Source organism: Cytobacillus purgationiresistens (assembly GCF_030813235.1).
Classification (GTDB): Bacteria; Bacillota; Bacilli; order Bacillales; family Cytobacillaceae; genus Cytobacillus; species Cytobacillus purgationiresistens.
In genome coordinates this window covers 208,708-230,889 of record NZ_JAUSUB010000003.1, presented here as the reverse complement: position 1 = coordinate 230,889, position 22,182 = coordinate 208,708, and the positions used below count along the sequence as shown (strand labels likewise).

At 39.0% G+C, this 22,182-nt stretch carries 15 protein-coding genes; 7 read left to right on the top strand and 8 right to left on the bottom strand.

What is annotated here, in order from left to right:
• Positions 1-1,003 precede the first annotated feature (1,003 nt).
• Positions 1,004-1,375 (top strand): hypothetical protein, encoded by a 372-nt coding sequence (locus J2S17_RS05265; protein WP_307472618.1) that lies wholly within the window; start codon positions 1,004-1,006, stop codon positions 1,373-1,375.
• 55 nt (positions 1,376-1,430) lie between these two features.
• Here J2S17_RS05265 and J2S17_RS05260 read toward each other — a convergent pair whose 3' ends face one another.
• The 3 genes from J2S17_RS05260 to J2S17_RS05250 all read right to left on the bottom strand — a co-directional run bounded on the left by J2S17_RS05260 (position 1,431) and on the right by J2S17_RS05250 (position 6,974).
• Entirely contained in the window at positions 1,431-4,250 is a 2,820-nt protein-coding gene (locus tag J2S17_RS05260; protein WP_307472617.1) for a DEAD/DEAH box helicase, read from the bottom strand.
• Complete coding sequence (locus J2S17_RS05255) at positions 4,243-5,880, bottom strand: SWIM zinc finger family protein (protein ID WP_307472615.1); 1,638 nt, start codon at positions 5,878-5,880, stop codon at positions 4,243-4,245. Before J2S17_RS05255 ends, J2S17_RS05260 begins: the two co-directional genes overlap by 8 nt.
• Before the next feature lie 500 nt (positions 5,881-6,380).
• Complete coding sequence (locus tag J2S17_RS05250; protein WP_307472614.1) at positions 6,381-6,974, bottom strand: transposase; 594 nt, start codon at positions 6,972-6,974, stop codon at positions 6,381-6,383.
• Positions 6,975-7,169: 195 nt separating this feature from the next.
• On the opposite strand from J2S17_RS05250, the gene J2S17_RS05245 reads away from it, so the two are divergent.
• Together J2S17_RS05245 and J2S17_RS05240 are read left to right on the top strand one after the other, a co-directional pair.
• The gene (locus J2S17_RS05245; protein ID WP_307472611.1) at positions 7,170-7,832 is read left to right on the top strand and encodes a hypothetical protein; all 663 of its coding nucleotides are present in this window, start codon (positions 7,170-7,172) and stop codon (positions 7,830-7,832) included.
• A 15-nt stretch (positions 7,833-7,847) separates the two neighbouring features.
• On the top strand, positions 7,848-9,104 hold the full coding sequence (locus J2S17_RS05240) for an efflux RND transporter periplasmic adaptor subunit (RefSeq protein WP_307472609.1): 1,257 nt from the start codon (positions 7,848-7,850) through the stop codon (positions 9,102-9,104).
• A gap of 406 nt (positions 9,105-9,510) precedes the next feature.
• Here J2S17_RS05240 and J2S17_RS05235 read toward each other — a convergent pair whose 3' ends face one another.
• From J2S17_RS05235 to J2S17_RS05220, 4 genes are all read right to left on the bottom strand, one after another.
• A complete protein-coding gene (locus J2S17_RS05235) occupies positions 9,511-10,560 on the bottom strand; it encodes a C40 family peptidase (protein ID WP_307472607.1) in 1,050 nt (349 codons plus the stop codon).
• 144 nt (positions 10,561-10,704) lie between these two features.
• Positions 10,705-11,586, bottom strand: coding sequence for a helix-turn-helix domain-containing protein (locus tag J2S17_RS05230; RefSeq protein ID WP_307472604.1), 882 nt, complete (start codon positions 11,584-11,586; stop codon positions 10,705-10,707).
• A 528-nt stretch (positions 11,587-12,114) separates the two neighbouring features.
• Positions 12,115-12,549 carry a collagen-like domain-containing protein gene (locus J2S17_RS05225; RefSeq protein ID WP_307472602.1) on the bottom strand — a complete coding sequence of 145 codons (435 nt, stop codon included), beginning with the start codon at positions 12,547-12,549 and terminating at the stop codon, positions 12,115-12,117.
• A 46-nt stretch (positions 12,550-12,595) separates the two neighbouring features.
• Positions 12,596-13,483, bottom strand: a complete 888-nt coding sequence (locus tag J2S17_RS05220; RefSeq protein WP_307472601.1) for a helix-turn-helix domain-containing protein — start codon at positions 13,481-13,483, stop codon at positions 12,596-12,598.
• 606 nt (positions 13,484-14,089) lie between these two features.
• Here J2S17_RS05220 and trhO point away from each other — a divergent pair.
• The 3 genes from trhO (at position 14,090) to J2S17_RS05205 (ending at position 21,197) form a co-directional block, all read left to right on the top strand.
• Positions 14,090-15,040, top strand: coding sequence for an oxygen-dependent tRNA uridine(34) hydroxylase TrhO (gene trhO / locus J2S17_RS05215; RefSeq protein ID WP_307472599.1), 951 nt, complete (start codon positions 14,090-14,092; stop codon positions 15,038-15,040).
• Between the two features lie 594 nt (positions 15,041-15,634).
• Positions 15,635-17,653 (top strand): penicillin-binding transpeptidase domain-containing protein, encoded by a 2,019-nt coding sequence (locus tag J2S17_RS05210; protein WP_307472597.1) that lies wholly within the window; start codon positions 15,635-15,637, stop codon positions 17,651-17,653.
• A 265-nt stretch (positions 17,654-17,918) separates the two neighbouring features.
• Positions 17,919-21,197 carry a leucine-rich repeat domain-containing protein gene (locus J2S17_RS05205; protein ID WP_307472595.1) on the top strand — a complete coding sequence of 1,093 codons (3,279 nt, stop codon included), beginning with the start codon at positions 17,919-17,921 and terminating at the stop codon, positions 21,195-21,197.
• Here J2S17_RS05205 and J2S17_RS05200 read toward each other — a convergent pair.
• On the bottom strand, positions 21,168-21,416 hold the full coding sequence (locus J2S17_RS05200) for an SGNH/GDSL hydrolase family protein (protein ID WP_307472593.1): 249 nt from the start codon (positions 21,414-21,416) through the stop codon (positions 21,168-21,170). The two genes, J2S17_RS05205 and J2S17_RS05200, sit on opposite strands and share 30 nt — an antisense overlap.
• 98 nt (positions 21,417-21,514) lie before the next feature.
• On the opposite strand from J2S17_RS05200, the gene J2S17_RS05195 reads away from it, so the two are divergent.
• Positions 21,515-22,168 (top strand): GntR family transcriptional regulator, encoded by a 654-nt coding sequence (locus J2S17_RS05195; RefSeq protein ID WP_307472748.1) that lies wholly within the window; start codon positions 21,515-21,517, stop codon positions 22,166-22,168.
• Positions 22,169-22,182: the final 14 nt, after the last annotated feature.

Below are 22,182 nucleotides of genomic sequence, written 5' to 3'. Positions count from 1 at the left end.
AGAAGGTAGAAAAAGAGAAAATAACGCCCAACTCAGTGCCTAAACAAGTAAGAAGGTAGAAAAAGAGAGAAAATAACCCCTAACTCAGTGCCTAAACAAGTGAGAAGGTAGAAAAAAAGAGAAAATAACCCCCAACACAGCGCCAAATCAAGTGAGAAGGTAGAAAAAAGAGAAAATAACCCCTAACTCAGTACCTAAACAAGTGAGAAGGTAGAAAAAAAGAGAAAATAACCCACAACACAGCCCCAAATCAAGTGAGAAGGTAGAAAAAAGAGATAATAACGCCCAACTCAGTGCCTAAACAAGTGAGAAGGTGGAAAGAAGAGATAATTAACCCCAACTCAGCGCCAAATCAAGTGAGAAGGTAGAAAAAAAGAGAAAATTGAACCCATCTCAGCGCCAAATCAAGTGAGAAGGTAGAAAAAAGAGAAAATAACGCCCAACTCAGTGCCTAAACAAGTGAGAAGGTGGAAAGAAGAGATAATTAACCCCAACTCAGTACCTAATCAAGTAAGAAGGTAGAAAAAAAGAGAAAATAATCCTCAACCTAGTGCCTAATCAAGTGAGAAGGTAGAAAAAAAGAGAAAATAACGCCCAACTCAGTGTCAAATCAAGTGAGAAGGTAGAAAAAAAGAGAAAATAACGCCCAACTCAGTGCCTAAACAAGTAAGAAGGTAGAAAAAGAGAGAAAATAACCCCTAACTCAGTGCCTAAACAAGTGAGAAGGTAGAAAAAAGAGAAAATAACCCCCAACACAGCGCCAAATCAAGTGAGAAGGTAGAAAAAAGAGAAAATAACCCCCAACACAGCGCCAAATCAAGTGAGAAGGTAGAAAAAAGAGAAAATAACCCCTAACTCAACGCCAGATCAAGTAAGAGGTTAGATCCAATCCAAATAAAAATCAATTTATTATCAAAAAAATCCCAATTAGGCATAAAGAACTAGGAGGGAAAATCAAAACCATGTCGAATTTAAAAGGTAAACCAGGAAGGAGGTGAAATTTTTGGATGATAAGTATTTCTATTTTATTGGAAAGAAGAAGAATCTGATGGATATTAATCATCAGCCTAGCTTTTTCGATGCCCTTCATTTAATCAAGCGTCCTGAAACAGCATCCTATCAAAGGCTTCCTCTTAGAAAGAACACTCCGCTTATTCTTCATTACACCAAGGACCACCATTTAAAATCTGTAAATTATAAAATACATCCAACTCGTCAAGCTTTGCTCATTCAAGATATGCAAGAAGGAGATGTTTCAAGTCTGTCATCATGTTTTTTAATCAAGGAAGGGGAGTGTGTTGCCTATGTAACCAATAGGACGAACCAGACTGCAACATTAAATGCAGAAGTGCCTTCCAGCCTTAACACATACTAAAAAAGAAACCTGCACCATCAAGCTGGTAGGACAGATTTCTTTTAAGCAAAACGAATTAAGATAACAGAATCAAATCTCTTAGCTCATCGGTAGATAGCTCTGTAAGCCAACCTTCACTTTGGATGATTTGGTCGTTAAGATGCTGTTTTTGATCCAGCATTGCGTCGATTTTCTCTTCAAGTGTACCTGTACAAATGAGCTTATGCACATGGACAAAACGCTTTTGGCCGATGCGGTAGGCTCTGTCAGTAGCTTGGTTTTCAACAGCGGGATTCCACCAGCGATCATAATGGATAACGTGGTTGGCAGCTGTTAAGTTCAAACCTGTTCCACCTGCTTTGAGTGAAAGAAGAAAAACAGGGAATTCTTGGTTCTGAAAACGCTCAATCATAAGATCGCGCTCGCTTTTTGGTACGCTCCCGTTTAAAAATGGTACATCGAAACCGTACTTTTCCTCCAGCATCGTTTGTATCATCCGACCCATTTCAATGTATTGGGTAAATATTAAGCAGCTTTCATTCTGAGCATGGACAGCGCTGACAAGCTCGTCTAATTTTTCCAGCTTAGTCGACCGTTCAGTGGCAGCCGCTTTAATTGGCTCTTTTAAATAAAGGGCAGGGTGATTGCAAAGCTGCTTTAAACGACTAAGTAGCTGAAGGATAAGACCTTTTCTTTCAAAACCGGTCAATTTTTCAATTTGTGCAAAAGTGTCTTGAACGAGCTGCTCATATAGTGAGGCCTGTTCTGCCGTAAGCGGGCAATATTCCTTTTGCTCCAGTTTGTCTGGAAGATTTAGAGCCACCTCTTCATCCTTTTTCGTACGGCGAAGTAGAAACGGGCGAATAAATGCTTGGAGCTGCTGAACCTTCTCCTTATCATTGTCCTTTTCAATCGGAAGAACAAATCGTTTATGAAATTGACCGAGGCTGCCAAGATAGCCATGATTCGTAAAATCGAAAATCGACCAAAGCTCGGTTAAACGATTTTCCATCGGCGTGCCAGTGAGAGCGATATGATGCTTTCCTTTAAGCTTGCGAACGGCCCTTGATTGCTTCGTTTGCGAATTTTTAATATTTTGGGCTTCATCAATACTGACAGAACTCCACTCAATTTCCTCTAAACTTTCAAGGTCCAGATGTGTCAGGCCATAGGAGGTCAGAACGACATCTGCCCCATTAACTGCAGCCGCTAAAGCTTCATCCTTCAACCGATTCGTTCCATAATGAAGGTGGACATTTAATTCAGGTGAAAACTTTTCCAGTTCCTTTTGCCAGTTGCCAAGTACAGATGTAGGACAAATGATGAGCGCGGGCCCATCTTCACCTTGTTCCCTCACTTTTAATAGATAAGAGATCAGCTGTACGGTTTTACCAAGCCCCATATCATCAGCTAATATCGCACCAAATCCATATTTTCGTAAAAATAATAACCAGCTCATGCCTAGATGCTGATAAGGACGGAGTTCGCCTTGGAAGGTTGGTGGCACCGTTTCCAGCGGAATATCTTTAATATTGCGCAGCTGCTTCACCATTTGCTTCCACTGACGGTTCATCTCGATTTGAATGCGAGCGAAGGCTTTTGGGTTATCGAGGTCATCATTCGCTTCTTCATCTTTAGATAGGAGCTCTTGCTCGATTAAGTCTCTTACATGCAATCCTTCTTTTTCCGCCTTTTTCATCAAATCTTGAATGTGGCGCACAAAGTTGGGATCAAGCTTAATCCAGCGTCCACGTATATAAACAAGCCGGCGCTTTTCTTCCACCATTGTGCGGAACTCATCTTCTGACAGTTCCACTCCGTTCATGGAAAACCGCCAATCATAATCGAGCATAGCTTGTAGGCCGACATAAGATGGGCGATGGCTGCTAGAACCCTTGACCTTCGCTTTTACTTTCATGCTTGCGCTTTGCATCGCTTGCCACCACGATGGAAGAAGAATTTCAACTCCAAGTGCAAGCAATGTTTCGCTTGCCTCTGTGAGGAAGGTCCAAGCTTCGTCCTCGGTAAGGTTGCTGGCCAGTTGATCTTTTTGACCTTCGAGCCACGGGAAGACTTGGATCCATCTCTGGGCTTCTTTTTCGATTGCTTCTTCATGATCGTGCCAAAGGGCAGGGTAGTTAGAATAATCTTTATAGTCAACAAACAGGTCCCGATTGTCTTTTTCTCTTAGAAAAATAGAAAGTTCCCAGCTGCCATCGATATCTTCAGGCTCCTCAAGCTTCAATCCAATGGAAAAAGGCGTCCCATCAGTGATTACACCCATCCATTCCTGCCAGTTTTCTTCATCAAAATAAGCGGCTAATGCACGAGGTGATAAATGCTCACTGCGAAGGGCTTGCAGCTTCTCTCCAAATGCGGCTTTTGCCTGTTTATTCTTACTTAAATAGTCATCAAGTGCATAGTGGAAGAGGTCTTCAATAAATGGCTTGACCGGCTGTTCTCCGATTGACTGTGTCCAGAATGAGGAATGGAATTCATCAAACACATCAGCAGGCAATGCCCAGCGGAATTCTTCCTTTTCCCATGAGGAAAAGTGAGGCATCCATTTTTTATCGTAAATCGATTCTTTAAGAATAGGGGCAGAGGCTAGACAAATCTCTGCCATTTCATCCCACTCCCAATCAATCATGCGATTAAATTGCTCTGTTGCAAACAAAGTAATGAGTGACCAGCTGTCTACTAGAAAGCCATGGAGGTCATTGATGAACTTTTCTTCAATCATGGTTCCATAGAAGCTTTCCGCATGTGAATGGAATAACATCGGCTTCCAAGTGGCTGGCTCGATCATTCGCCCTTGCCCGTTTAAGGCATAGATTAAGAATTGGTCATGCTGAATATGGCTTATTTTAATATGGAGATATCTTGTTTTAAGCATGTATCAGCTTACCCCTTTTGCATTCTTCCTGAAAAGCACGAAGACGTTTTGTTTTTTCTAATAGCTCTTCTAAAAATTGTTCCCATTGCTCAGTCTGTTTAATTTTTTTATAGATCGTTCGCAGCTTTTTCATTTTTCGTACTGCTTGCCGATAATGATCACGGTTTTTCATATTTATATCTTTTTGAATGGAATAATGATAGAGCGGCAGCAATAGGTCTGGTTCATGAGTTTCTATCGCCTTGATCCGGTCTTTAGGTATTTCAGTAATGCCCAGGCCGATGAGTGCTTGTAAATCTGCCCATTTTTCAAATGCTCTAATATCAAATAAAAATTGCTCGTAATCGTTAAAACTGTATGGCAGTGTTTCGTTTAAAGCCTTCTCATACAAGTCCATGCGATTTCTATTTGTACAGAACGAAGAGATAGACTTTATAATGTGCCCTGTAAAGTCCATACAATGGTAATCGTCTTTTTCAGCTTTGAGATAGCTTCTTGTTTTCTGGATTAACATCTCTATATAAGGCTCCGCTCTCTGCCATTCTTTGTTGGTCGTGAAATGACGAACCCAAAATGTAAAATAGGGAGCGATTTTTCCATCTAAATTCGCAAGCAGCTCAAGAGCTAGATGATCTTCTCGCAGCAGGATGTGAAGATGACTTTTTCCGATAAGGATGGGCAGTGGCTGTTCTGTATCTTTAACAGCTAACTCTCCCAGCTTTTGGATTTCTTCCTCGCGCCATTCTTTATGCTTGAAGAAATGAGTCCACATCGAGCGGTAGAGCTCTATTCGTTCATATTCGAGAATAAAATCACCTGTTAACTGTTGGATCGAGCGATCTTTCATTCTTGCAATAAACGTATCAAAGGCAAAGGGAAGGGAATGGACTGCCAATTTTTCCATTACTGCTATAGAGTCATCCAATAAATTCTGGAATAAGTGGAGATAGTAGCGATAAATATCACCTTTGCTATGTCCTAATTCGAGCGCAAGCTCCTCCAGCATTTGAAATGAATGGGTGTAGCAGGTGAGCTGGTAAAGAAGTTTCCATTCTTTCTCCATCGGTGAACTGGCGTTAATCCGTTTAAGGTAAATGGAAAATAATTCTGGGATAACATATGGTTTCGGGTTAGATTTTTGCTGCTGCTGCATTAACTGTTTAAAGCTCTGAGAAAATGATTCAATCCAGCGGTCATAATCAGGCTCCATTTGCGCTTTATCTTTGATCAAGTCTTTAGCCCGCATAAGTCCCCATTCTTTCGCATCCTTTTTTTCCTTGAGCGGTCGGCGCCACTCTTCCATCCATTTTGATACACTGTTCTTCTTGGCTAAGAGATGGAAGAATACAGCTAACTGATGGCGACATAGGGTTTCAGTCGGGCAGGAGCACTTACTGAATGTAAAGAAATCAAAGTTCAAACTCACCTTAGCGGGAGTTACATCCTGAACAACAGCATGAATCGTTGTATCATTGAACTTAACTTGTGAAACAAGCCCCTGTCTAAACAGGATCCAACCCTTCTGCACTAAACGATTCGTCTCATCCACATTCGGATCCAAATCCTCCAGCAACTTCGCAGAAACATCCTCCAACCCCTCCAAAAACCTCTCTGGAATCAACATCTCCATCACACATCCCTCCTCCACAACAACACACAACTTAAGCACATGTCGAAATTTGTAATTTTTTGTAGGTGACAGGCACCCTAATATGCATTCCTTTATTATACCATTTCAAGGAAGGGCGTTGAAAGTGCGAGGTGAAGGTGATCGGAATTTGGACGAAGAGTTTAGTTTAGGGAGTTTAAAGTGTATATAGGGTTTTAATGAGCAGGGAATGAGAAAGGCAGAGATCATGGGTTTAGCCGGGCTGGCTGAGATCTCTGCCTATTTTAATTGTCTGTTTGTTTCTGCAAGAAGGCGGGTCTATAAGGGAATGTGAGTTGGCTTTCGGGATCCTGCTATTTCCACAATGTCTGCCTGAACCGTCTTACCGTGTTTTTAAGCTTAGATAAGCATTTGATACATTTGAGTAATGGGTTTAATCAAAGTGGCAGAGATTACCCATGAAAGAAATACACAAATTCGATCACTAGAATGTATCATTAAATCAATTTTCAAGCAGGACCCTATTTTTCAGACAAAACCGGACCATGAATATGTTCTAACTTATAGTCCTTATGCAGCCATTTGCAATACACTTCCTTTTTTTGATGAATTGTATCTCCAGGGAAAGATTGCGCAAGAGGGAATGGATTAAAGAATTCAGGGTGTTTTAAATAAGGGGAATGATAGTAATGGTAGCTTGACCAACGATAGCGTGCTAGATTTGTCGCCATTTGGGCTTCAACGGGATTTAGATGAATGTAACTGCTCACCTCTAATAATCCATAATCATCATATACCGGTTTACTGAAGAAACGCTTTTCAAATAAATGCCCACTTACTTCATATTTACGATTAAAATAGTCTGTATAACCTTTGTTAATCCGACTCATCACCTTTGAAAGCGGCACATGCGGGGTCCGGATCAGCAGGTGATAATGATTGCTCATCAAGCAATAGCTGCATATTTCCATCTTAGTTAACTCATAAGTGCGCTGCAAAATCTTCAAAAACACAAAATAATCCTGCTCCTCTCTAAATAAATTCATTTGCCAATTCCCGCGATTCCCAACATGATGAAAATGCTCAGGACTCCAGATCCTCTTACTTCTCGCCATGATAAAACCTCCTTTAAAATTCGTGACAGATTTTGTAGGTGCCTGTCACCGTCAAGGTTCGACATTAATTGTCGAAACCTGACGGTGAAAGGCGCCGCAATAGGTTTTTCTTGGTACCTTTAAACTATTCAAAAATATGTTTTATAAGTTACAATATAGGTAGACTAGTAAATTTTGGCTTGGGGGACATTCTTTATGGGCTATCGCGTACCTCTTTTTCGTGGGCTGAGGGAACCTTATATTATTTCACACCAGTTGAGGAAAGAGGAGAGTTTTGTCGGCTTATGGAAGCGCATATTGCTGCTCGTAGCAGTTAGTATGGCTATTATGGGATTTTCGGTTTATTTCGGCATTGGCAGTGAGATCGTGTCGAAGTCTTTAACAGATTTAGCTAGAAGTGATTATGAAGCATATAAGACGCTTTTTGGTGCAGGACAGATCGTATGGGGTTTGATATGGGCGCTGTTAGTAATATTTATCCCGTCCTTATTTTTTTGGACATTAATAGATGTGGAATATCGTAAACTACTATCTGTACAGCTGTTTGTCACCATCATATTTCTGATAGAAAAGGTGGTAAATATCCCGTTTAGTATTTTCCTTGGAGTCGGTACCGAATCGAACATCTTCTCACTGGGAATCATCGTACAATCACTGACATCTATTGAATTGATCATCCATTTTTTTGCGAATATCACACTATTCCAAATATGGGCTGTGATTATCCAGTACATTTACTTTAGGAGATTATCGGAGAAATCACCGCGTTTTCTCCTGTTTACGCTTATTGGTTTTTACCTATTCGTTGCAATGGTTTCATCGCTGCTATCATATATAAAGTTTGAAAATATTATATAAAAAAGAGGGGATTTCATGAAGTGGAAGCTTATTATAGCGCTTGCTATAACCATTTTTCTCACAGTGAATATCGTCCTTATATTTAAGGGCGGAGGCGATATTAGCCGCATCAATTATATAACTAAATGGACATCGGTTCAGGAGCAGGACCTTCTTGAAACGCTGCCCTCCGCCGGTGTTTACATTCCCAAAGAGGAACAGCACATATACTATGATATGAATAATGGCAGATTTGATGGTTTTTTAGTCGAAGAAGGGGATGCAGTTGAACCGGGGGCAGAGCTGTTTGAATACTCTCCAGCTGACATCAATGCCACTAGGGCAACGTTCGAGGCTGAAATTGATCGCCTTAGAAAAGAAATCACAAGTATCGACCAGCATATTTCTGATATGAAAAGTATGCAGACAGGTCTCAGTACTATCCCATCAAGAACGACTAGAACGGCTGCTGATAATGATGATAAAGACAATGAGGCAGCAGCTGCATTCAATACAAATTTATACATCAGCCAATCAATTGAACGCGATATAAAAGATAAAGAATGGGAAAAAAGAAAATTTGAAAACGAGATTGCGAAATATGAGGATCTAAAGCAAACAAGCGATGCTAACCTCATGCAACTAGCTGTCACAAGTGAATTGTCAGGCACGATTCAAGATATAAAGCACGAGCTGACAAATCCGGTCATTACCATTATCTCAAACGAACAGCTCATTGAAGGGAATTTAACTGAGGATGAAGTACAGCAGATTATCCCAGGGATGAAAGTATTCATTACCTATGCAAATAGCAATACCCAAATTAATGGTACTGTTGATAAGGTTTTTACATATCCCAATGAAAAACCAGAGGTGGGCAAGGATAGCACTTATCGGTTCACCGTTCAACTGGATGATCAGCTCGAACAAGCAGATATTCACGGCCAGCACGTCGATCTAAAAATCGTCACTAACGAGGTTGCCCAAGCGTTAACGATTCCAGCAAAAGCTTTGAAAAAGAAGAGTGACAATTATTATAGTTATATTATGGGTGCAGGCGGTCTCTTAGAGAGAAGAAAGGTTGAGCCTGGACTGAAGCTCAAACAAACGCAGGAGGTAGTAACAGGACTTCAGCATGGAGAGCTGGTCGTAATGGAACGTCCGCTTTTTATAAAAGCTAACCAACCATATATTACAAGGATGGCTCCTTCCAAAAACAGCAAATCGAGCTATCAGGAGCTTACTGGTGAAGAAATATTTAAATCCATAGCAAAGGGATTTCTTGCAAGATAAAGGAGGCCGAATTAGGCCTCCTTTTCTATGTTTATTCCAAATCGAAATAATAAACCAAATAGTAAACATATTGCTGTAATACCCCAAGTAATCATAAATACGGTGCTTATCATCATTAAATTTTGCCTGTATATAGTGGACAGCTCATTATATATGATGGAAATATGAGGGAGAGATAGACATGCAAATATAAAAATTAAAAAGCATAATTTCCCTAAAGTTTTACTATAAAGTTTCGAATAGATTAATAGCAGACTCATTAAAAGGAGCAATAGAGTTAAGATAGTAATAATAAGTAGTAAATCCATCGAGAACCCCCCATTAAAATATTAGATGCTTCCACAGCAAAAAGGAATATAAATGCTTCCTTTTTTTGAATAGAGAGAAAGACACCCTCTAAGGTGCCTTAATAAAATCTTTTAAAACCGTCAAAATGTTTCTTCCAATATGAATTATTTAAGTTAGTGATTTCGACCCCATTTGAAGAGGCATGAATAAATTCATTGTTTCCTAAATAAAACCCTAAATGTGAGATCCCAGATTTATATGTGCCTTCAAAGAAAACAAGATCACCTGGCTGCGGGCTGTCCACATAGAAAGTACGGCTATAATAACCCTCAGTGGAAAGGCGGCCAATCTTAGTACCGGATTGATTTAACACATAATAAATGAAACCACTGCAGTCAAATCCAGCTGGGGTAGTGCCTCCCCATGCATATGGAGTACCGAGATGCTTCTTCGCTTCTGTGAAAAGATCCGCTACGCCTGAAGGTGCTTTTACATCCTCAGTCGGAGGATTAGCTGGGCTTGTTCCTGGTGTACTACCGCCGCTTTGATTCCCGCTTGTAACAAGCTTTTGCCCTGCAAATATTAAGTCAGAGCTTAAGTTATTCCATTTTTTTAAATTGCTGATGCTTGTGCTCGTCTTTATGGCGATGCTGCTAAGCGTATCACCAGGCTTAATGACGTATGAACCTGCATTAGAGCCACCACTTGGAGGAGCTGGAGTACCTGATCCATTATTATTATTATTGCTTGTGCTTCCAGATACAGTGAAGACTTGTCCTGGGAAAATAAGGTCGCTTTTCAAGTTATTTATTTCCTTTAACTTGTTTAAGCTGAGGTTATGTTGCCTAGCAATCTTTGATAAAGTATCACCGTTTACAACAGTATATGTACTTTTTGCTTGAGGCTTGCTTGCAGGAGCGGCAGGTTTGTTTGGTGCTGGATTAGCAGATGTGTTCTCCCCAGTAACAACAAGCTTTTGGTTGACTTGAAGAAAATCAGTGTTCAAGCTATTCCACTTCTTCAAATCTGCGACAGTTGTGTTGTATTTCTTAGATAGAGTCCATAAGTTATCGCCTTCTTTGACAGTGTAAGTGTCAGCAGACGCTTGTGCGGCAAAAGTGGAGGAAAGGATAGCTACAGTGGCTATCGATACCATTTGTTTTTTCACGTTTCGTAATCTCTCCTTTTTTTGCTATTTTAAGGTGTATTCTATCATACTATCGGCTAAAGGATTATATTTTTTACATCCTTTGACAAAAAAACAACAAAAAATACAAAAAAGGACGACGAATGACACGGGAAATACGACTCTTTACGACATAATCTGACTCTTGTTTTTTACTATTTTTTCTTTAACAAAATCGATATATTGGCTTTCTTGCATGATGAAAATAAACAATGCTTTTTCTAAAAAAAGAATGGCTTCATCGTATTGTCTTTGCATTTCATAGTTAAAACCGATTTGATAATATAGTTCGCCAAGTAAATATAAATCATCATTCTGCAAGCATGCCTGAATCGCATCCTGGCAGGAGGAAATGGATCGTTCATATTCTTCCAGATGAGTGAGTGTTTTCGCCGAATTATAATGAAGGCGGGTGCGAATAGTAGAGTCTTTCAAATAGAACAGATTATTCAATTGTGTATGAGCGGCTTGATAGATTTCCCAAGCCTCTGTATAGCGTTTTTCTTCTGCATGAAAGATGCCCTTGCTTAGATAAATTTCAATTTCACGCTCCGTCCAAATTTTATCGAAGGTCATGCCAATGGCTTGGTCAATGAATTGAATCGCTTTGTCGAAATCTCGATCATGGTGGTAGGTAGAGATGGCTTTATGCCAAATGAGGAGCTGATAATGATGCTTATTAGCAGTAAATAAAGGGTTTTTCTCCTCAGCCTCTACGATTTCTTGAACTAAAGTATAGTTAATATTTTTCCTAGCAGTCTTCAGGAGAGAAGAAACTTCGCGTACATAATCCATCCTTGGCGACATACTTACATCAAAAAAATAATCGACATCAAGCCCAAGTCGTTGGGAAATGAAATAGAGTGTCGAAGCGAAAGGAATGACATCACCATTTTCAATTTTACTCACCTGTGCTTGAGTACATATTCCGCGAGCCAAGTCAGTCTGAGATAATCCGGCACCTTTACGAAGCTCTTTAATTTTCCTGCCAATTGCTGAAAAATCCATCTCTCCCACTCCTTTCATATTCCTAGAGTTATATTTTTAATAGAAAAAGATCCTTATTGCAAGAAATGATGAAAAATATGGGACCAAATAGTGGATAATCACACTTTCAGCATATAATTGAATGTGATTTAATAATAGTATAGGTCATGGAGTAACTCACCTCTTAAGACCTCTTGTACTTTAAAACCAAATCAATTCTCCATTTTACCGTTTCCAAAAAAAATAAAAGGAAACGGTACTTTTTTAAGTGTTAAATATTGCTTTCTTTCTCTTTGTGTAGTATGATATACCCAAGATAGTCTAGGAGGATAGAATGAATTTTAAGCAACCCAATCCCTCGACGTTATCCAATCCCTATATTGATGTTACAAAAGGCTTATATAAAGGGAGTAGACAAAGGCGAGCAACGAAGAAGACCTCATAACCATAGCCCTTGGTAAGATAACTGCCCTAAATATAAAAAAACAAATAAAAAAGCACCTCCTGGCGGGGAAGCGCTTTCCTAGTAAATATTTTTCAGACTCCATTTTAGTGCTGAGTAGGTAGTCCTTCAGTGCCGTGTTGAGTAGGAAGACCATGCTGAGTAGGTAAACCTTCAGTACCGTGTTGAGTAGGAAGACCATGTTGAGTAGGCAGTCCTTCAGTACCGTGTTGGGTAGGAAGGCCATGTTGAGTAGGTAAACCTTCAGTACCGTGTTGGGTAGGAAGGCCATGTTGAGTAGGTAAACCTTCAGTACCGTGTTGGGTAGGAAGACCATGTTGAGTAGGTAAACCTTCAGTACCGTGTTGAGTAGGAAGGCCATGTTGTGTAGGTAAACCTTCAGTACCGTGTTGGGTAGGAAGACCATGTTGAGTAGGTAAACCTTCAGTACCGTGTTGAGTAGGCAGACCTGACGCACCAGCAAAACTACCAAAAGCTAATACTGAGAAAGCTAAAACTGAAGTAGAAACCAACTTCTTCATAAAAAAGCACTCCTTTCAAATCTAGAAATATATTACAATTAAAATTTTAACACTTTTCTAACAATTTATCCAGCTCTAAACTTACTAATTTGGCAAATTTTTCATCATTTTGTAGTATAAAGACCTCTTTTGCTTTATTGATATACTCAATTCCTTTTTCAATTTCGTCAATCTTTATATAATTTTCCCCAGATTGATAGTAAAATTCCCCAAATAAATATAACAGTTCATTATTAATGCAGTAATTGATACCTAGATTACTATATTTAAGGGATTCATTATATAAATCTCTTCCTGATAATGTTTGCGATAAGCCATAAAGTATGCGAAGTTTTACTTTTGGATCAAGAATATGTGGCAGGGAATCTAGATTATCTAGCGCATCCTCAAATATATTCGTAGCTGCAATAAAATCACTCTCTTCAAATTTAATAATAGCAAGGCTAGTCAGAATCTCGATTTCATGCTCTGATAGATTATTTCTATCAGGATTGGTTAAGTCTATCGCTCTGTATAACAACTGAACTGACTCAGTTAGGTTGTTGTGTAAATAATATTTGCAAATGCCTTCATGCCACAGCATAAACTGCTGTGACGAAATTTGTTTAAAGAGAGGGTTTTCCCGTTCTCTGTCTATGATTTCATAAATCGCTTCATAATCCCGTTCGCGTTTATATTTCTTAATTAATTGAAAGACTGCGGTCACATAATTGAAGGTACTCGAGGAAGCATAGTTAATGAAATAGCTCACCTCGACATTTAGTCGATCGGCAATTTCATATAACTGATCCAAGGTAGGATACTTCTTGCCTTTTTCATATTCTATTAACTCTTCAATTGAACAAATCTCAGTTGCCAATTCCTCCACACTTACCTTTTTAAAAGCACGAAGATCACTAAGGATTTCTCCAAAACTTACAGTTTCAAGGCTCATATCTAAACCTCCTTTACATACTATAATATGATAAATCGTATACATTAATCAATAATTATAAATATTCTGATATAGGCCAAAATAATTAATTTTACATGAATGTTGATTTAGAATCAATAATTTGAATTTTCATTTCCTTTTTAGGGCTAAAAAAATCGTTCTATATAAGGTCAAATGCCCTTTGATTTATTTAGTTTTTTATTATGCCAAATAAAGGTCTTAAAATAGGCTAATTGAATTACAACCACTTATCTGCTAACGCATTTGAAGTGGGGGATTCCTAGGTTATTAAGTAAAATGTGAGCAGCCAATTGTTTTATTAATTAACAACTGATGCCTAATAGTGTTTCATACCCCCCCTAATACCGAATGTGTGCTCGTAAAATAATTATACCGAATTTATTATCTTCTACACATTTTGCATAATTTTTAAAAAACAAAAAGCCATTCATCCCCCACTTATCCTAGGATTGAAGATGGGAGGTATTCTGGCAAAGATGATAAAAGTTGATTGTTTTGTTATAATGTTTTCAGTAAGAATATGGTGTATAAAACCTATTGAACCATTATATCTTGCAAATATAAAAGTGATAGGTGGAAAAAAATATGGAACAAAAACCTTATAAAGTATTATTGTATTACATGTATGTACCAATCGAAAATGGTGAAGAGTTTGCTGAAGAACATTTATCTTTTTGTAAAGAGTTAGATTTAAAGGGCCGAATCCTTATTGCGGATGAAGGCATTAACGGAACCTGCTCAGGTACAGAAGAGCAAACAAATCGATATATGGAAGTTATGAAAAATGATCCGAGGTTCGCTGACATGATTTTTAAAATCGATGATTCAGATGAACATGCCTTCAAGAAGATGAAGGTTCGTTACCGTCCCGAGCTTGTTACACTTCGTCTAGAAGATGACGTGAATCCAAATGAAACAACAGGAAAGTATTTAAGCCCTAATGAATTTTACGAAAGCTTAAATGACGGAGATACTGTTGTGTTAGATGCAAGAAATGATTATGAATATGACCTTGGTCATTTTAGAGGGGCTATTCGTCCTGATATTACGAATTTCCGTGACCTGCCACAATGGGTTCGGGAGAATAAAGAGCTTCTAGGTGAGAAAAAGATTGTTACTTATTGCACAGGCGGAATTCGCTGTGAGAAATTCTCAGGCTGGCTTTTAAAAGAAGGATACAATGATGTTGCCCAACTTCACGGAGGGATCGTTACTTATGGAAAAGATCCTGAGGTACAAGGTGAACTTTGGGATGGACAGCTTTATGTATTTGACGAAAGAATTGCAGTGCCAGTGAATCAAAAAGAGCATGTAGTGGTTGGTAAGGATTACTACTCTGGTGAGCCTTGTGAGCGCTATGTTAACTGCGCAAATCCAGCATGCAACAAAAAGATTCTTTGCTCAGAAGAAAATGAACACAAATACTTGCGCAGCTGCTCAGAAGAATGCCGTACAAACCCGCGCAACCGTTATATCGCACAACACGGCCTTACAGAAGAAGAAGTAGAAGAAAGATTAGCTGTAATATCAAACTAATAACTATATAACCAAAGAGGATGCGTATGCATCCTTTTTTTGCATACCTTAACACTTTATTTCTGGATTTGTGATATATGAGGTGACAAGCAACTGTATAGTGAGTAAAAGGTGAATAATTTAGTAAGCTCTATACATTCCTGATTGATGATAGTCCTAAAACCGAAAAAAACCTTTTCCACCACCTTTAATTGTAAAATAATATCCTAGAATTTACAGGATATCGGGTAAGAGTGCCTGAGTAAATGTCAGGTGGTTATAACACATCATAGTAGAATGATTAAATAACGGAAAAAACCATCAACATTGGCTATAAAGTTGAGACAGTGATTTAAAAAACAAACCGATCAACTAAATTGTCGAAGTTAGTAGAATAATGTAGAAATTTGGAGGTGACAGGTACCGAGATGGCACTCCGAAACCACCGTAATACCACCGAAAAACTGCCAAAAATCCAATGATAAAGGACCAAGTAGTTAATTTGGCTTTATATTCACCATCCTAAAAGAACGACAAATAGTCACAAAACCCGTATCTATCGATGTGGAAATTTGGTGTGGTTCAGTGGTAAAATGGGATGAGGAGGGGGATTCATTGAGAAAAATTATATTTTTTAGTGTTTCTATCTTGTTTCTGGTGGTGTTAAGCGCTTGTAATAAAGAGGTAAAGCCGGAGGATCGGTTTTCGCAATATATCGAACATTGGAATAAGCAGGACTTCGATAAAATGTATCGCCTACTTTCCGCCGAAGCAAAGGAATCGATTAGTAAAGAAGATTACATCGCTCGATATGAGAAGGTTTATAAAGATCTTGAAATTACTGACCTAGTGTTGACATACAAAATAGACGAAGAAAACAAAATAGATAAAAATGAAAAAATAGTAGATTTACCCTTCTCGGCAAAAATGAACAGTGCAGCTGGAGAAATCAAATTCACGCATGAAGCAACATTAGTAAAAGAGGAAATAGATAAAGAAGAGAATTGGTATGTTGACTGGAACTCTACATATATATTCCCGGATTTAGGCCCAAAGGATAAAATCAGCTACTCAAACGTCCCGGCGCAAAGAGGAGAAATCATCGATCGTACGGGAGATGTTCTCGCTTTTAACGGGACAATCTATCAAATTGGAGTTGTGCCGCAGCAAATGGGCGATCAGACGGACAGTGTAGTCCAAGGTTTATCAGACTTGCTGGGGATATCGGTTGATGGAATCAACAAAACCCTGGAAGCGGATTGGGTCCAACCTGAGCATTTCGTTCCCATTAAAAAGGTCTCTCCTGATAATAAGCAATTATTAGAGAAACTATTCGCTCTCCCTGGCGTGCAGAAGCAAGATGTTAAAGGAAGAGTTTATCCAGCAGGGGAAGCAGCAACCCATCTTGTAGGGTACGTTACGCCTATCAATGCGGATGATTTAGAAAAAAATAAAGGCAAAGGCTATTCCAGCAACGATATCATCGGACGCAAAGGGCTTGAAAGTGTCTATGAAGAACAGCTAAGAGGAACAAACGGTGTCAAAATTGGTATCACAAAGGAAGATGGATCAGAAGTAACCCTTGCAGAAAAACCGGTTGAAAACGGTGAAAACGTTCAGTTAACCATCGACCTTACATTGCAAGAGCAATTATACAAAAAGCTGGACGGAAAAGCAGGTACAGCGGCAGCAATCGATCCAGTATCCGGGGCAACTCTCGCGCTTGTCAGCAGCCCAAGCTTTGATCCTAATGAAGCTTCATTAGGATTGACTGAGGGTGAATGGAGAGATTTAGAGAATGATAGCGAGAAACCGCTCATCAATCGTTTCCAGCACACATATGCTCCAGGGTCTGTCATAAAGCCAATTACCGGTTCCATTGCACTCAAAGAAGGAACGTTAACTTTAGATGAAACAAAGAATATCAAAGGCCTAAAATGGGGCAATGGTAATTCTTGGGGCTCTTATAAAGTAACGAGAGTATCAGACCCAGGGAAACCTGTAAACTTTGATCTGGCGATGATGATTTCAGATAATATTTACTTTGCCCAAGCCGCAATGGACTTAGGGAAAGATAAATTCTCAGCAGGATTAAAAGAATTCGGCTTTGAGGAAGACATGCCTTTCGACTTTCCATTGGAGTCCTCGAAAATAGGCGAGCTTGATACGGAGATTCTATTAGCTGATTCAGGCTACGGTCAAGGTCATGTTGAAATGAATATTCTGCACTTAGCCACAGCTTATACGCCATTCATCAACAAAGGTGCAATGATCAAACCGGTTCTTTTGGAAAGTGATGAAAAAGGACAGGTTTGGAAAGACAATGTCATCAGTGAAGATTTGGCGAAAAGCGTAGAGACAGCTATGAATAAAGTCGTTCACGAACAAGGGGGAACTGCCCGAGCTGCAAGAATTGACGACTATCCGCTCGCCGGAAAAACAGGCACAGCTGAGCTGAAATTGAGCGAATCAGAAGAAGGTCAAGAAAATGGTCTCTTCGTTGCCTACAACCCAGAAAACCCAAAACTGCTCATCTCAATGATGATTGAAAGCGTTGAAAAACAAGGCGGTTCTAAAATCGTAGTTGAAAGAGTGAAAGAGACATTTGAAGCCAATAAGGATCGATTTAAATAAAAAATAGGTTTAAATAGCCATTTTTGTAAGGGACTTGTGATTGCAAGTCTCTTTTTATGCCTAAAATCCCAGTCTTTTTATCCTATATAAAATAGCTTTCCAATACAGCAATACATGGATTCTGCATAATCTATTGCGCATTTTTTGTCGTAAAATTTTTATCCGAAAGTACCTATACTTTTACCAGAAATGGGTATATGATTCTCTTAGTTTTAGAATATAAAAGGAAGTTTTACCAAAAAGATACAAAGGGGGATTAATATCAATGAAGAAGTTTTTCCATGTGCTTTTCGCTGTTATGCTGGTTTTCTCTTTTTTTAGTTCATCAGTTTATGCAGTCACAAACGAAGCTACTGATGAGACTGGGCAGACGACAGGAGACGCTGTGAGTACTGGCAGTGAAGAAGTTACAGTTGAGGAGCTAGGAATAGAGTTTGATATTCAATTACTTAAGCCAGAATATGAAGAAAAGGCCATAACGTTAAAATGGAGAACGGTTTCCGAAACAGAACTGACTCTACCCGAAGAGGGACAAGCATTTACCATCAAGAAAAATGAAGAAATCATTCCTATTACTATTAAGCCGCTTGAAATAGAGGAGAATTCTGAGCAATCTAAAGTATACACAATCTATGAATATACTGATGAAGAAGTAACTGAAGGTAAAGAGTATACATACTCAGTCAACCAAGAGAAATTATCAAGCAATCAAGAAATGGTTACAGCAGCTGTTGAAACGACAGATGAAAATACTTCAACAGAAAAACCGGCAAATCCAGAGCAGCCTGCTAATAATCCAGCACCGGCTACAGATGGAGCACAAGCAGCAGATCAGGTGGAAGGCGCTAAGCAGGAAGGATCCAAAGGGGTTACTGCAGAAGATTTCCGTGTGCTCGCTTATCGAGTAACGGATACCTCTGCACAAATCTCTTGGAGTACTTTTGATGCAGACAAATTCGATGTCTATATCGATGGGAACCTGAAAACGACCCTAACAGGGTTTCAAAATAGCTACGATGCAACAGGGCTTGAAGCAGACAAAACTTATAAAATCAAAGTCGATGCTATCAAAGCAGGTAATACCGTTGCCACAAATGAAATTGAAATCAAAACTTCACCTGCACCAAAAGGAAAGCCGATTGAATTCGCTGATGACTATCTTTACCAAGCTGTCCAGGAAGAGCTTGGCTTAAAGCGTGAAATTTACGCAAGTGATATGGAAAAGCTTAAATCACTAGCCACTCCGTGGGTGGGAATTGAATCATTAGAAGGATTGCAGCATGCAGTAAACCTAGAGCACCTTACTGTAAGTTTCAACTTTATCAATGATTTGACGCCAATTAAGGGATTAACGAAGCTGACGTCACTAGATATTAGCGGGATGACGATGAGGGATATGAGTGCACTCAACAGCATAACAAGCCTACAGGAACTCAATGTTTCCCATTCAAATCTGCTTAGCCTGGACTTTCTCAAAGGACTTCCGCAGCTTAAGCAAGTTTACCTATATGGTGAATTGTGGATTTCGGAAAGTGCATCTGCAAAACAATCAATTGCGGACTTAGAGAAGCAAGGCATGAAAGTTTACGTTGATTATGATCAAGACATGAATATCCTTACAGGAGAGGGATTCATCAATGAGTCAAAGATTCAGCTCTTCTGGGATTATTGGGCAGATTATAACTATGAATCCTATCCTGACCAATATGTTGTCTCAATCAATGGAAAAGAAGAGAAGCTTTCTGGTGAAACATTAGATAAAACCTTTACGAATCTAAAAGCAGACACCGAATATAAATTCCAAATAAAAGGCTATGAAAAGAAAAGATTAATCGGTAAAGCATCGCTCACATTAAAAACAGCAAAAGCACCGACTGGTGAAGTCGTAAAATTCAAAGATAAAAACCTTGAAAAAGCAATAAAAGCATCATTGGGATTAGATAGAGAAGTAAGGCTCAGCGATATGGAGAATGCAAAATCATTGGATCTATCTTTCCAAGAGATTAAGAACTTATCAGGCATTGAAAAAGCGAAAAACCTGGAGCAGTTATCTCTATATGGAAATCCGGTTGTAGATTTATCTCCGATTAGCGGTTTAACAAAGCTTGCTTCCTTAGATATTGATGAGACAGGAGTTAAAAACTTAAGTCCTCTCAAATCATTGAAAAATCTTGTAGAGCTTTATGCCTCTTACTTGCAAGTTAAGGATTTTTCACCGCTTAGTGAGCTAACGGCCATTCATTCAATAACTTTAGTAGGTAACAGCATGAATAGATTGCCTAATCTATCCAAATTAAATAACTTAATTATGCTGGATCTTACAGAAAATGGACTATCAAGCTTAAAAGGGATTGAACAAGCGAAAAACCTGCAATATTTATCTTTAGATAGCAATCCAATTACTGATTTCAGTCCGCTGTCTAATCTTCCGCTGTTAGGTGTGTCAGCATCCTATACGAATATGGATAGCTTGAAATGGGCAGGATCAGAGGCATTAACGAGATTGGAAATCCTAATTGTTTCTGGAACAGCTGTATCAGATCTAAGCCCGTTGAAAAATATGAGGCATTTGCAAGCAATCATAGCTGATGAAACACAAATAGAAGAATTGAATGTCTTATTAGATCTGGATTATTTATTCTTAGTATCCATCTTGGATGTGCCTACTTTAGATATATCTGAAGGATCAGAGGCAATGAAAGTAATCCAGGCGCTTGAAGCAAAAGGTGTGTTTGTCCTATATGGCGAACAAACAGAAGAGGAAATGGATTTCTATGTGAGTGACTGGGAGTCTTCCTACGATTCCGTCAATGTCACATGGGCATACGAAGGTGAGGAAACCATTACAGGCTATAATGTCTACCTCGATGAAGAACTTGTAGATACAGTGGATGGATCGGTACACACATATCGCTTTGAAGGATTAGAACCAGGAACTGGTTATGATGTAGAAATTGAAGCCTATACTGACGATGAGGAGTATGTGGGATGGGCGCATGAGTATGTCTTTACATTGAGTGAGGATTTCTACTTCTCAGATATTGAAACAACAACAGATAGCATTCAGACGACATGGGCATACGAAGGTGACGCTGAACTACTTGAATATGATGTATTTTTGGATGGCGAGTACTTGGAATCCGTTGATCCAGAAACGCTGGGCTATCTATACGAAGGACTTGAAGCAGATGAATTATATAAAGTAAGCGTGTTTGCCTACTCGGAAGATGAAGGATATGTTGGATACACATTTGCCAAAGTTATGACAGATGGCAGCGACGATGGTCAAGTTCCACCGCCGCCTGTCAAAAAGCCAGACGATGGTAAAAAACCACCTTCAATCAAAGATGGCATTAAGGACAACTTTGGAACGAAACCAGACAAAAAGCTTCAACCAAAAGACGGAAATAAAAAGACAACAGGAAACAAACTGCCAAACACATCAACCAATATGTATAATCTGCTCGCCATTGGTGTAACAATACTACTTGCTGGTGGATTGCTATTCTTAATATCAAGGAAGAATAGAAGAGTTCAAGGGTAAAAGAAAGAAGCGGATGTAGCTATCCGCTTCTTTTTTATAGCGCAGTAAAAAACTGCTCTGCAAATGCACTCCAAATCTCATGCCCTGTTCATTAGGGTAGTAAGTATCGTCCAAATATTCCTTTATCCCCTCATCATCAGTATTAGGCCAAGCTTTCCAATGATCCAAATAAATCAAACCGATCTCTTCAGCATAGATAAACAAATTATTCTTTAACATAAAAATACCCTAAATCACATTGACTAAATTTTCAAAATAATATATATTTTAAACTATAATATTATCGATAATCTTATGTTTAATAATGAAAGGAGTGAATTCCCATCACATCAACGAAAAAAACAACAGCAATAATAATTGCAGAAGAAATTTCACATAGGATTGGCAAAAGAATCTTGAATCCAGGCGAACGTCTCGTCGAATCTGCGATTGCAGAGGAGTTTAACACGAGTCACTCTCCTGTGAGGGAAGCGCTACTGATGCTGGAAAGAGATCGGTTGGTACAAAGGATTCCTTATCAAGGTGTGATTGTTCGGCGATTTTCAAAGTCGGATATTCATGAGTTGTATGATGTAATTTATCGCTTGGAAGAAATAGCGATGGAAAAAGCGATGGTGAACATCACGGCAGAGGCTGTTGTAAACCTTGAAAATGTTATCCAATCTCAAGAGCAGGCAGTAGTGGAGAAGAATGTTGAGCTTTATTATGATTTGAATGAAGAGTTTCATAACTTAATATTTTTAATCGCTAGAAATAAAGTGTTAAACGAAATGTATTCATCGTTAAGGCGGTCTGCCCGTCCGTTTAGAATGATATCAATGGCGCAAGGAGATAATTTAGAGTCTTCCTTAGCTGAGCATAAGAAGCAGGCAAAAGCTTTAATGGAGAAGGACGTGACATCTGGAAAACGGGCAATCCATGAACAGGAGATTCGTTCGATCGCCTCGTTGGATATTTTATTTCCGGAATGAGCCGAGAAAAGGGG